The sequence below is a fragment of the Bradyrhizobium sp. NAS80.1 genome, from assembly GCF_001908205.1.
Taxonomy (GTDB): Bacteria; Pseudomonadota; Alphaproteobacteria; order Rhizobiales; family Xanthobacteraceae; genus Bradyrhizobium.
This window is the reverse complement of record NZ_LGHL01000057.1, coordinates 1-12721: the sequence shown is the minus strand read 5'-3', so window position 1 is coordinate 12721 and position 12721 is coordinate 1. Positions and strand designations below refer to the sequence as shown.

Below are 12721 nucleotides of genomic sequence, written 5' to 3'. Positions count from 1 at the left end.
TGTCGCTCCAGTGCCGCTCGGGAGCCCTGCCTCGCGCCCCGTGAACACTGCAATCGCCGCATATGCTCATCAGCAAGCCGTCTTCCGGGTTCTCATCGCGGGCCGCATCGGATATTCGATGGCTCCATGGACAAGGCAACATCTGAAGGCGGTCACGAAGCGGTCACCGGCACAGCGCCGTCTGCTGCCGGCTGGCTCGGCGCGATTGCGTTGATCGGCTTCATCCTGGTGGCGACCGCGCAGGCCTCCAATCAGATTTTGGCGCGCGGGCTTGCCGGCTCGGTCCCGCCCTTCGCGCTTGCCTTCTTTGGAGCATCGTCGCCATCGGGCTTGCGCCGATCGCGCTTGCGGAAGTTCGCGCTGGCCGCGTGCCGCTGGCTAAGAACATCTGGCCGACCCTCGCCGCGGGCTGGTATGTTCCTCTGCGGCGGTCCCGTCTATGCCGCGGGCGTGTCGACGACGGCGATCCACATCGCGCTGATCACGGCGCTGTCGCCGATCACAGTGCTGCCGATCTCATCCGCACTCGGCATGGAGCATATTGGCCCGCTGCAATGGCTCGGCACGGCGCTCGCGCTTTCCGGCGCGCTGCTCATCATCTCCGGTGGGCATCCGGAGACTCTGATCGAGCTGGAGACCGCGTCGGGCGACGGCCTGGTCGTGATCGCGATGCTCGGCTGGTCAGGCTACACGCTGTTGCAATCTCGCGCCGCGCCAAAGGCATCCTTGCTTGCACGCATCAGCATGTTCTCGGCCGCCGGCGCCTTGTTCTCGCTACCACCAGCGGTCATGGAGATGTGGACCATGCCTGCACAGGTTTTCAGCACCAAGGCGCTTTCGGCCTACGTCTTCGCCGGGATCGTGCCCGGCCTGCTCGCCTATGCCGGTTTTGCCTGGCTCGGCGGCAAGTTCGGCTCGGTGCGGACCTCTTGGTGCTCTATATCGGGCCGATTGCGAGCGCTCTGTTGTCGTTCGTGATCCTCGGCGAACCGCCGAGGCCGATCCATTTCCTCGGGGGCCTGCTTATCCTGGGCGGTGTCTGGGCGAGCCTGCGCCGTTAGTTCCATTCACAAGCGCGGCGGTTCACGTGCAGGAACCAACCGCCTCCGCGAACATTCTGATGAAGGGTTTGCGGCGAGCCCGGCTCGCGCGCTCGTGTCAAGGATCTGAATTCGCGTCGATATTCGCCCCGGGCGATGGGGGAGCTGTGAGCACAGTCATAGAGAACTTGCTGTCGCGGAAGCAGAAGCTCGTCGAACAGCTCGAGAAGGCGCGGTCGGTCGAAGACCGCGACAGGCTCGAGAACCAGCTCGAACAGATAAACACCGCGCTGGATTTTCTGGACAGGCCCGCACCGAAAGACGCGCGATAGAAGCGCTCAGTCCACCTTCAGCGCCTCCACCTTCAAGGCCTTGGCGTATACCACCCCCGAATTGGTGATGTGCGTTGTCATCAGCGCTTCGAAGGCGGCGAACTCGCCGCGCGCGAACAGATCGAGCAGCTTGCGATGCTCGTCGAAGGATGTGCGGGTCCGCACGTCGATCGGCGAGGTCAGGTTGGTGCGAAGCGCGGCGACGCGGCCCGAAACGAGCTGGTAGGATTCGATGAGATAGCGGTTGCCGCAATGCGCGAACAGCGCCTCGTGAAAGGCGGCATCGGCGCGACCGTAGGCGATGTTGTCCCTGGCCGTGACCGCCGGCTCCATCGCCGCGATCGCCTCGCTCATCGTTGCGATCGCGCCGTCGCGATCGTGGCGGAAGGCAAGCTCGGCGGCCTTGGGCTCGAGCGCGATGCGGAAGGTGCAGAGCGCATTGAAGTCCCCGGCGCTCGGCGTGAACACGAAGCTGCCGACCTGCGGCCGGATCACCACGAGCCCTTGCGCCTGCAACTGGCCCATCGCCTCGCGCACCGGCGTGCGGCTGACGCCAAAGGAGTTCGCCACCATCTCCTCGGAGATTGCAGCGCCGAGCGCGAACTCGCCGTCGATGATGGCCTGCCGCAGCCGCTGCATCACGCGCTGAGACAGCGATCTCGGCATATCGATCTTCAGCGATCTCATCGGGGGCTCTCGCGTTTCGGCGATCAGATCACCTTGCCGGGATTGAGCAGATGATCGGGATCGAGCGCGGCCTTCAGCGTTCGCATCAGCGCGATCTCGGCATCGCCGCGGGCGTGACCCAGCCACTTCTTCTTCAGCGTACCGATGCCGTGCTCGGCGGAGACGCTGCCGCCCATCTCGCGCACGAGCCCATAGATGATCGCATCCATCGCTTCCTTCGGCTGCTGCTCGACGGAAAGGCCGGTGACCCAGGAGACGAGATGGAGATTGCCGTCGCCGATATGGCCGTAATAGACGCTCTCGCAGCCGTCGATGCCGTCGGCGAGCGCTGCCTTGCAGCGTGTGACGAACTCGTCCATGCGCGCGACCGCAAGCCCGATGTCGTAGGAGATGTGCGGCCCCAGCACCTGGCCGAACTCGGCGCAGATGTCACGCACGCGCCAGAAGCCCTGCGCCTGCGCCAGCGATTGCGCCACGGCGGCATCGACCAGCAGCCCCCGCTCCATCAGCTCTTCGAGCCAGCTCTGGAAACGCGGCGCATCGAGGCTTTCGTCGGTGCCTTGTGCCTCGACCAGCACGTAGAGGCCGTGGCCCGCCGCGACCGGCGGCTTCACGCCGGCCCGCGTCGTGATGACGTCCCAATAGTCCGGCCACATCACCTCGAATGCCGACAGCAGCGGACCGAGCCCGCTTCGCGCTGCATCCAGCAGCGCGACCACCGCCGCATAGTCCTTCAGCGCGCAGAGCGCGGCCATGGTCGAGCGCGGCTTGGGAAACAGCCGCAGCACCACGCGGGTGATGATGCCGAGCGTGCCTTCGGAACCTATGAAGAGATGCTTCAGGTCGTAGCCGGCGTTGTTCTTCATCAGCTTGTTGAGGCTGGTGATGATGGTGCCGTCGGGAAGGACCACTTCGAGGCCGAGCACCAGTTCGCGCGTCATGCCGTAGCGGATCACGCGATTGCCGCCAGCATTGGTGGAGAGATTGCCGCCGATCGCGCAGGAGCCGCGCGAGCCGAGGTCGAGCGGAAAGAAGAAGCCGGCTTCGTCGGCGGCCTTCTGGATCGTCTCCAGCGGCGTGCCTGATTTCACCGTCATCGTCGCCGAGGCGCGATCGATCTCCTCGATGCCGGTCATGCGCTCGAGCGAGATCGCGACCCAGCCCGCTTCGGGCGAGGCGCCGCGGCACAGCCCGGTCAATCCGCCCTGCGGCACGAACGGCAGATGCGCCTGCCGGCACGTAGCGATCGCGTCGGCAACACCTTGCGCATCGAGCGGGCGGATCACCGCGAGCGGCGTTTGCGGCAGGCTCGCGCTCCAGTCGTTGCAATTGCGCGCGGGCACATCGGTGCCGATGAGCACTCCGGCCGCGCCAAGCTTGTCGCGCAGGGCACCGAGCAATTGGCCGGGATGTCCGGTCGGGGTCACCATTTCCATGCGCGACCTCCTCAAGATCTGGCTGCGCCTGCTGGGCGCCCATAGGGGCTGAGATTTGCCTCTATCTTGTATGTAAGGTACAAGATGAAAAGTAAAGCAAAAACAAGGCTTGGGGAAGCGCAAAAGATCATTATGGATCAGGCGCTTAGTCCGAAGCGACAGCAGGGGATGGTGCGATGACGGAGGCAATTCGCGGGTTCTGGGTGGCATCGGCGACGCCGCTGGCGATGGACGGCAGCGTGGATTCCGCAAGGCTCGCCGCCCACGCCAAGCAGCTCTTCGGCAAGGGCGTCGACGGTGTCGTGCTGTTCGGCACCACCGGCGAGGGCACCTCCTTCAATGTCACCGAACGCGTCGCGACCATCGAGGCTGTCCTCAAGGCCGGCGTCGCGCCGGAACGTATTGGGGTCGGCGGCGGCTTTCCCGCCATCAGTGACAGCGTCGTGCTGACGCGCGCCGTGCTCGGCCTCGGCCTGCGACACGTACTGTTGCTGCCGCCCTACTTCGATCGCTCCGTCACGCCGGAGGGCATCGAGGATGCCTTTGCCGCGATCATCGATGGCGTCGCCGATGAACGCCTGCGCGCCTCGCTCTATCATATCCCGCAGGTCTCAGGCGTTGCGATCCCGACGACTGTCGCCGCGAATCTGCGCAAGCGCTACGGCAAGCTGGTCGCGGGTCTGAAAGACTCGAGCGGTGACTTCAAGCAGTTCCAGGCGTTCCGAGCCGCCGCTCCCGAGCTCGCCATCACCGTCGGCAACGAAGCCGATATCACCCGCGCGATCGCCGCTGGTGGGGCCGGCACCATCTGCGGCATGGCCAATGTCATGCCCGCGCTGGTCAAGGGCATGATCGACGGCAAGGATGTCGAAGCGCGCATGCAAGCCGCGATCGATGTTGTGGTGAAGACGCCATCCTTCCTTGCGACGCTGAAGGCGATCCTGGCGGCGCAGACCGGCGATCGCGCGTGGCTGCGCGTGCGGCCGCCGCTCCGCGCGCTGACCGATGGCACGGCGCTCAAGCGGAAGCTTGACGAACTGATGGCACCTGCCATCGCGTGAGATCGCGGCAAACGCCTCGACAGGTTGCAGTGAAGTCGCGTGCAGAATGTCGCGGCTTGCGTGGCGCGGTTCTGGGTTGGCCCGGCAAGCTCGCGTTCATGACCGCCGCGGCGCTGATGCCGCTATTCTCCGCCACTGGCATCCTGCTCTATCTGTCGCTCCGCAAGCTGCGGCGCCTGGCGCAGAGCTCGAGCGACTCGTTCCGGGCGAGTGAGCGCGAGGCCGGTTCGACCGCTCAGTAGTCCCCAAGCGGCTCCTCGCGGGGGCGCAACGAAGCGCATGCCGCGCGGCGGACAAGAAGTACTTGTCTTAGGTTTCGTGAAATTGTTCGATCTTTGCAATACACGCTAGGGTCGCGGTGGTCTGGATGGCGCTATCCGAACGAGATGAGATCGAAGAAACGGCACTCCCTGCCGTGCTTGTTAGACGCAGTGACCTGCCCGTGCCGCTTACGCACCCGGCGCGCAGTTTCTTCGGCGGCCTCCCCAGGTTGCCCCCGCAACTCGAGTGGCCGACGGCGGAGGTCACAGCGAATCAGACGTTGGAGACAGTTGCGCTCACCTTCGTGGCCCAGATCGACCTGGCCGAAGTGCCTGGCGCTAAATGGTCGCCGCTTCCGAAGCGAGGCACGCTCTATTTCTTCTGCAGTTCGGTATTCGTTGGCGAAGGGCATCCACCGTGTCGCGTCCTCTATAGTGATACAGCTGGTGATACGTATGCCGACCGTGCCCCACCGCCGGATCTGATGCCGCTCGCCGGCACCGACGGTGACGCCCAGGTCAAGTGGCTCGATCCAGCCCTCGATTTTCATTCCAAGGTCGAGTTCAAGTACCCACTTTCTTTCCGGCCGTTCCGCGACTTCCTCTTCTCCGAGGATGCCGTGGGCGGTGAGCTCATGATCGAGGAACTATGTAAGGCGTTGGGCCCGGGCGAGCCGAAGGAACTGGATCTGCTTCAATTTAGAAGTGAGTCCGAATATGAGAAAGATGAGCATTGGCCCTTCAACTGGCTCCTGATCGCCTATGTAGTTCGATCGGTGTTGTCGCACGTGCAGCGCGATCTAACACCTGGGTCCTATTACAAGCCGCTCATCGACGAGGCAGCCGTGGAATTGAAGCGCCTTCGCGTCGGTGCAATCGGGTGGCTTGAGCGTTGTCGGGCGCTGACCCCAATGGATGATGTCGATGCGGATACAAAAGCGACCTTCAGGTCCTGGTGGCTCGACGTCGCGCAGGCCTACAAGAAGATGAAGGGGCAGGTATCCACGTACACGAGCGAGATCTCGGCGGACCTAGGCAATGCCATCAACCATACGGTCCGCTGCATGGCCGCCAAGGACGTCGATATTCGCGACGACGCCCCGCTCAGCTATCTTGTGAACCTCGCGCGGCAGAACCGCTGGAAGACTCCGACCGCGAAAGATGGGCAATACCGTCATTTCAGCACGGCGCTTCACCAGATGCTGGGATATGGCAGCGGTCCGCAAGATGCGACGGAGGAGCATTCGGAGGACATTTTATTGCTCCAGATACAAGGCGATCTCGCATTTTTTGATTGGCACTCCAACATCGGGTGTGTCCTTCATTTTTGGATCGATCCGGATGCCCTCGCGGAGCTCGACTTTTCGCAGGCTGTCGCCACATACGAATGCGACTAGCGTAATGTCCGAACGGTGAGATTGCGAACGCGCCAAGGGCGCCGAGCATCGCATCCCCCTCGATTTGGCCATGTCCGAGAGGGCCGCCGCCTTTTCCCCTACTCGTTGGCATGGCTAGCCAACGTCACGACAATCGTTCAAAAGCTCTTGGCCGTTTTCCCGGGGTTCGCGCCATGAAGTTTCCGACCGTCACCTCCGCCGATATTCGCCGCGCACTGCTCCTACGCCAGGAGATCGCGCTGCTTGATCTCAGATCCGAGGCCGCCTACGCCACCGGCCATCCCCTGTTCGCGGCCAATATGGCCGTCAACCGGATTGCGATCGAAGCCGAGGTGAGGCTGCCGCGCAAGGATGTGCCGGTCGTGCTCTATGATGACGGCGAGGGGCTGGTGGCCGCTGGCGCAGAGCGTCTTGCGGGTCTCGGTTACACCAACGTCCGCGCACTCGACGGCGGGCTGAAGGCCTGGCGCGCCGCCGGCTACGAGGTGTTCGAGGACGTCAATTCCTACTCCAAGGCCTTTGGCGAGCTGGTCGAGGCGCGCCGTCATACACCCTCGTTCAGTGCCGACGAGGTCGCAAAGCTCATCGCGGACAAGGCCAACATCGCCATCCTCGACGTCCGCCGCTTCGACGAATACGCGACCATGAACATTCCGGGCTCGGTGAGTGTGCCGGGCGCGGAACTGGTGCTGCGGGCGGGGCAGGCCGCGCCAGATCCCGATACGACGATCATCGTCAATTGCGCCGGTCGCACCCGCTCGATCATCGGCACGCAGTCGCTGATCAATGCCGGCGTACCCAACAAGGTGCGGGCGCTGCGCAACGGCACGATCGGCTGGACGCTGGCGCGGCACACGCTCGATCACGGCGCTGATAGGCGCGGCGCGGTCGGACCGTTCGAGGGCGGCCCTGCCAATGCGCGCGACGTCGCCTATCGCGCCGGTGTTCGTCATATCGGCGCGAACGAGATGTCCGCGCTTCTCACTGAGACCGATCGCACGCTGTATCGCTTCGACGTGCGCGACGCGGAGGAATATGCGGCCGGTCATTTCCCCGGGTTCCGCCATTATCCGGGCGGCCAGCTCGTCCAGGAGACCGACATGGCCGCGCCGGTGTGCGGTGCGCGCATCGTCCTGACCGACGACAAGGGTGTGCGTGCTGACATGACGGCGTCCTGGCTCGCGCAAATGGGCTGGGATGTTTTTGTGCTGGAAGGCGGCTATGACGCCTCGCTCGAAGTCGGGCCACCGCTCGTCCTTCCGAAGCTGGATCCGGCGCATCGCTATCGCCGTCCCTACGAGGGGACCGAGGTCGCCGAGCGCGCGATGCAGGCTTATCTCGACTGGGAATATGGCCTGGTCGAACAGCTCCGCCGTGACGGCACGCACGGGTTTTACGTGATCTGACTACCGCCCGGCCATCTTCTCCCCATATCCAAACCCTATTGTGCTGCGCTTCATCCGCGGTCTATGAGCTGCGGCAAAGCCGCCATTGATGGAGATTCTATGTCAGCCCCAGGCCAAGGCCCCGAGCGGAATGCGAAGGCGCTGCTGCTCGAAGGCGTCAACGACAGCGCCGTGGACCTTTTCAGGAGCGCGGGTTTCAATAATGTCGAGCGGCTGACCAAGGCGCTCGACGGCGAGGCGCTGCGGCAGGCGGTGAAGGGCGTATCGCTGCTCGGCATCCGCTCGCGCACCCAGATCACCGATGAGGTGCTCGCGGCCGCCGACCAACTTCTCGCGGTCGGCTGCTTCAGTGTCGGTACCAACCAGGTCGATCTCCTGGCGGCGCGCAAGCGCGGCATTCCCGTGTTCAACGCGCCGTTCTCCAATACGCGCAGCGTCGCCGAGCTCGTCATCGGCGAGATCGTGATGCTGCTGCGGAAGATATTCCCGCGCTCGGTGTCGGCCCATGGAGGCGGCTGGGACAAATCGGCGACCGGCAGCCGCGAGGTGCGCGGCCGCACGCTCGGTATTATCGGCTACGGCAATATCGGCTCGCAGCTCTCCACGCTGGCGGAAGCGATGGGCATGCGGGTTATCTACTTTGATCGCACCGACAAGCTCCGTCACGGCAACACCGAGCCTGTCGAGAAGCTGGAAGAGCTGCTGGCGCAGAGCGACGTCGTCAGCCTGCATGTGCCCGAGACCCCCGAGACCGCCGGCATGATCGGCGAGAAGGAGCTGCGGGCGATGAAGCCGGGCTCGTTCCTGATCAACAACAGCCGCGGCACCGTCGTCGATCTCGATGCACTCGCGGGCGCCCTGCGCGACGGTCACATCGCCGGCGCGGCCATCGACGTGTTTCCGGTCGAGCCGTCCTCGAACGCGGACCGCTTCAAGAGCCCGGTGCAGGGGCTCGGCAACGTCATCCTGACCCCGCATATCGGTGGCTCGACCGAGGAGGCGCAGGAGCGGATCGGCGGCGAGGTGGCGCGCAAGCTCGTCGACTATTTCATCACCGGCTCGACCATGGGTGCGGTGAATTTCCCGGAAGTGCAGTTGCATCTGCGCCCCTCAGGCGCGCGCTTCAGCCATGTCCACCGCAATGTGCCGGGCATGCTGCGGCGGCTCAACGAGGTCTTCCTCGAGCGCGACATCAATATCGCCGCGCAATATCTGGAGACGGCCGGCGACCTCGGCTACGTCGTGCTCGACGCTGACCTCGGCGGCCAGGATTCGGCAACGCTGCTCCGGCAGATCCGCAGCCTCGAAGGTACGGTCGGCGCGCGGCTCGTGTTCGAGCACTAGGCCCATCACGTTGCGGTTGCATCTCGCGGCCATAGCTCGCTACACTGCTGTCATTCTCGGCGTGCTATAAATCGCGTCGAGTTTGAGCTTCAGTTGGGTGGGTGCCGATGGAACGGGACGCCGTACTGATCGATCTCGCACTTCAGGGCGGTGGCTCGCACGGCGCGTTCACTTGGGGCGTGCTTGACCGCCTGCTCGAGGAAAAGTGGCTCACAATCGCCGCGATCTCCGGAACGTCCGCCGGTGCGATGAACGCGGCCGTGCTGGCGCACGGATGGACAGTGGGCGGCGCGGAGGGCGCGCGCGACGCGCTTGATCAGTACTGGCGGAGAGTCTCCCGGGCCGCGGCCTTCAGCCCGCTGCAGCGCTCGCCGCTCGATCGGCTAATGGGCCGCTGGACGCTCGATACGTCGCCGGCCTACATCCTCACCGACCTCATGTCGCGGGTGCTCTCGCCCTACGACCTCAATCCGACCGGTTACAATCCGCTGCGCGCTGTACTGGCCGAGAGCATCGATTTCGAGCGCCTCGCGCACTCATCGATCAAGCTGTTCGTCACCGCGACGAGCGTGCGGACCGGGCGCGGCCGCATCTTCCGCAATCCGGAGATCACCGCCGACGTCCTGCTGGCATCGGCCTGCCTGCCGACCATGTTCCGCGCGATTGAGATCGACGGCGAGCTCTATTGGGATGGTGGCTTCGCCGGCAACCCGACGATCACGCCGCTGGTGCGCGAAAGCGGCGCCTACGACACCATTCTCGTCCAGATCAATCCGGCCGAACGGCCGGAGGAGCCGCGCACGGCGGCTGAGATCCTCAACCGGCTCAACGAGATCTCCTTCAATTCGCCGCTGATGAAGGAGTTGCGCATGATCGCGCTGCTGCGCCAGGCCGCCGATCCCGGCAGCGGCGAGGGCGCGCGTTGGGCGAAGATGCGGACGCACCGGATCAAGAGCGATATGCTGGCGAAGTTCGGCGCATCGTCAAAACTCAATGCGGAATGGGAATTCGTCTCGATGCTCCGGACCGAGGGCCGGCTCGCGGCCGAGGCATTTCTCGCCGAGCACGGCGCCGATATCGGCCAGCGCTCGACCGCGGATCTCGATGTCCTGCTGTCGGAGTGCTGAGGTATGGGTCTTCTCGGCCTTCTCGTCGGGCTCGGACTGCTGGTGGCGTTTGCCTTTCGGGGCTGGAGCGTTCTACTGCTGGCGCCTTTCGCCGCGCTTGTCGCCGCGCTTTTCGGCGGCGAGCCGCTGCTCGCAAATCTGACGCAGGTCTTCATGGCAAGTGCCGCCGGTTTCCTGGCGCAGTTCTTCCCGATCTTCCTGCTCGGCGCTGTCTTCGGCAAGCTGATGGACGACAGTGGGGCGGTGACGTCGGTTGCGGGATTCATGGCGGAGCAGCTGGGCGAGCGTCGCGTGGTTCTCGCAGTCGTGCTGGCCGGCGCGGCGGTGACCTACGGAGGCGTCAGCCTGTTCGTCGCGTTCTTCGTCATCGTGCCGATGGCGCGTTCCCTGTTTCGTGCGGCCGCAATCCCGCGCCGGTTGATTCCGGCGGCCGTCGTGCTGGGCACCTCGACCTTCACCATGTCGGCGCTGCCGGGCACGCCGTCGATCCAGAACGCGATCCCGATGCCGTTCTTCGGCACGACGCCGTTTGCCGCGCCGGGTCTCGGCATCCTTGCCTCCCTCGTCATGCTCGCGACGGGATTGTGGTGGCTGGGCCGGGCCGAAGCGGCGGCCCGCCGCGCCGGGGAAGGCTATGGCGACGAGGACGGGGAGGATGCGACTGAGCGTGCAGCCGCCGATGAACTCGTGCGCGAGCGCGCGACGACGGCGCGGGAGTTCGACCCGGCCGAGCTGCAGCACGGACATCGCAGTAGCGCGCCGTCGCCGATCGTGAGCGCCATCGTGCCGCTGGTCGTCGTCGTCGCCGTCAATCTCCTGATGTCGCTCGTGGTTCTGCCGCGGCTCGACGTCTCCTATCTTGCCGAGCAGCGCTTCGGCAACACGTCGCTGGCCGCGGTTGCGGGCGTGTGGTCGGTTGTGGTGGCGCTGGCTGCAGCGATTCTCACGACCATCGTGCTGAATTGGTCCCGGTTGCCGGCATTGCGGCAGAGCATGGATGCCGGCGCCAATGCATCGGTACTGCCGGCGCTGAGCGTCGCGAGCCTGGTCGGCTTCGGTGCGGTCGTCGCCGCGCTGCCGGCCTTCACGGTGGTGCGCGATTGGGTGCTCGCGATCGAAGGCGGTCCGCTGGTGTCACTGGCGGTGGCAACCAACATCCTGGCCGCGTTGACCGGCTCCGCATCGGGCGGCCTGACCATCGCGCTCGACGCGCTCGGTCAGACCTATGTCGAGCTTGCCTCGCGCACCGGGATCGACCTCGCGCTGATGCATCGCGTTGCGGTGATCGGCTCCGGCACGCTGGATATCCTGCCGCACAATGGCGCCGTGGTGAGCCTGCTTGCGATCTGCGGCCTGACCCATCGCGACAGCTATTTCGACATCGTGATGGTGGGCATCGTGTCGTCGCTGTTGGCGCTGGTCGTCGTGATCGGCGTCGGCAGCTTGCTGGGATCGTTCTGACCAGGCACGGATGTCCTTCGTTGACGGGGCGGCGAAGGTCGCATTGAATGCGGCCGCCTGCTGGATCAGGCGAGAACAGAAAAAGGGTGGAAACGATGGCGCGTACGGGTGCAGGACTGTGTGTGTTGCTCGCGGTCGCGATGACCACACTTGGCACGAACGCCGTGTCCGCGGCGACGCTTCCGGAAGATGCCGATACGGTCTGCAAGGGCCTCAATAGCGGCGCCGACGCCGTGAAGATCGATTCCGCGACCCTGCAGGCGCCGTCGCAGCTCGCTGTTGCGGAGCGTGGGCCGACGCCGTCGGGGCGCATCACGCCCGCCAATCACGGCTTCTGCAAGGTGCTCGGCCATATCGACCCTGTCGCCCCCAAGGCGCCACCGATCAAATTCCAGGTCAATCTTCCTGTCGAGTGGAACGGTCGCTCGGTGCAATATGGCGGTGGCGGCTTCAACGGCGTGCTCATCACCGGCCTTGGCCTGCCGCCCGCCTATCCCTACGACAAGCCGTCGCCGCTGGCGCGCGGCTTCGTCACCTACGGCACCGATTCCGGCCACGAGTCCAAGCCGGGCGAACCGCCGCAGCTCTTCGCGCTCAATGACGAAGCCTTCGAGAATTTCGCCCATCGTGCCTACAAGAAGGTGCGCGATGCGGCTGTTGCGCTGATGGAGCGCGCCTACGGCAAGAAGCCGGAAAAGATGTACTTCATGGGCTCGTCCGAAGGCGGCCGCGAAGGCCTGACCATGGCGCAGCGCTATCCCGACGATTTCGATGGCATCTTTGCCCGCGTGCCCGTGATCAACTGGGTCGGCTTGCAGCATGCCGGCACGCGCTCCGGCCTTGCGACGATGGGCGCTGGCTGGATCAATCCGGCGCAGGTGAAGCTCGTGGCCGATGCAGTGCGGGCGGCTTGCGACAAGGCCGACGGCTCCGATGATGCGCTGGTGCAGGATCCCGTGGCCTGCAAGGCGGCGTTCAAGGTCGAGACGCTGCGCTGCGCCAATGGCCAGAGCAGCGATCAGTGTCTGACGGACGCGCAGATCAAGGCGGTCGACACCCTGCATTCGAGCTACAAATTTCCGTTCGCGCTCGCCAACGGTCTCGACGACTATCCGGGCTGGGGCGTGTCGGGCGAGGACACGCCGGCGATCGGGCCGACCGGCGGCTGGA

11 protein-coding genes and 1 pseudogene are annotated in these 12721 nt (G+C 65.0%); 10 read left to right on the top strand and 2 right to left on the bottom strand.

The window, feature by feature from the left end:
• The first annotated feature begins 126 nt into the window (after positions 1 to 126).
• Both AC629_RS14515 and AC629_RS46800 read left to right on the top strand, forming a co-directional pair.
• On the top strand, positions 127 to 978 hold the full coding sequence (locus tag AC629_RS14515; RefSeq protein WP_245331861.1) for a DMT family transporter: 852 nt from the start codon (positions 127 to 129) through the stop codon (positions 976 to 978).
• A gap of 229 nt (positions 979 to 1207) precedes the next feature.
• Positions 1208 to 1372 (top strand): hypothetical protein, encoded by a 165-nt coding sequence (locus tag AC629_RS46800; protein WP_168195481.1) that lies wholly within the window; start codon positions 1208 to 1210, stop codon positions 1370 to 1372.
• Between the two features lie 6 nt (positions 1373 to 1378).
• Here the strand turns inward: AC629_RS46800 and AC629_RS14505 are convergent, their stop codons facing one another.
• A complete protein-coding gene (locus AC629_RS14505) occupies positions 1379 to 2059 on the bottom strand; it encodes a GntR family transcriptional regulator (RefSeq protein WP_084805400.1) in 681 nt (226 codons plus the stop codon).
• Positions 2060 to 2082: 23 nt separating this feature from the next.
• On the bottom strand, positions 2083 to 3495 hold the full coding sequence (locus tag AC629_RS14500) for an FAD-binding oxidoreductase (RefSeq protein ID WP_084805399.1): 1413 nt from the start codon (positions 3493 to 3495) through the stop codon (positions 2083 to 2085).
• Positions 3496 to 3671: 176 nt separating this feature from the next.
• Between AC629_RS14500 and AC629_RS14495 the strand changes: the two genes are divergently transcribed.
• From AC629_RS14495 to AC629_RS14465, 8 genes and pseudogenes are all read left to right on the top strand, one after another.
• Complete coding sequence (locus tag AC629_RS14495; RefSeq protein ID WP_084805398.1) at positions 3672 to 4556, top strand: dihydrodipicolinate synthase family protein; 885 nt, start codon at positions 3672 to 3674, stop codon at positions 4554 to 4556.
• A gap of 59 nt (positions 4557 to 4615) precedes the next feature.
• Positions 4616 to 4770 (top strand): annotated as a pseudogene (locus AC629_RS45285) (PepSY domain-containing protein); the annotation flags it as partial.
• 153 nt (positions 4771 to 4923) lie between these two features.
• Entirely contained in the window at positions 4924 to 6213 is a 1290-nt protein-coding gene (locus AC629_RS14490) for a DUF1963 domain-containing protein (protein ID WP_084805453.1), read from the top strand.
• A gap of 173 nt (positions 6214 to 6386) precedes the next feature.
• Positions 6387 to 7619, top strand: a complete 1233-nt coding sequence (locus AC629_RS14485; RefSeq protein WP_084805397.1) for a rhodanese-like domain-containing protein — start codon at positions 6387 to 6389, stop codon at positions 7617 to 7619.
• Between the two features lie 99 nt (positions 7620 to 7718).
• Positions 7719 to 8963 carry a phosphoglycerate dehydrogenase gene (gene serA / locus AC629_RS14480; RefSeq protein WP_084805396.1) on the top strand — a complete coding sequence of 415 codons (1245 nt, stop codon included), beginning with the start codon at positions 7719 to 7721 and terminating at the stop codon, positions 8961 to 8963.
• Between the two features lie 107 nt (positions 8964 to 9070).
• Complete coding sequence (locus AC629_RS14475) at positions 9071 to 10090, top strand: patatin-like phospholipase family protein (protein ID WP_084805395.1); 1020 nt, start codon at positions 9071 to 9073, stop codon at positions 10088 to 10090.
• Positions 10091 to 10093: 3 nt separating this feature from the next.
• Positions 10094 to 11551 (top strand): GntP family permease, encoded by a 1458-nt coding sequence (locus AC629_RS14470; RefSeq protein ID WP_084805394.1) that lies wholly within the window; start codon positions 10094 to 10096, stop codon positions 11549 to 11551.
• Between the two features lie 95 nt (positions 11552 to 11646).
• A partial coding sequence (locus AC629_RS14465; protein WP_143199136.1) for a tannase/feruloyl esterase family alpha/beta hydrolase occupies positions 11647 to 12721 on the top strand: 1075 nt, incomplete at its 3' end.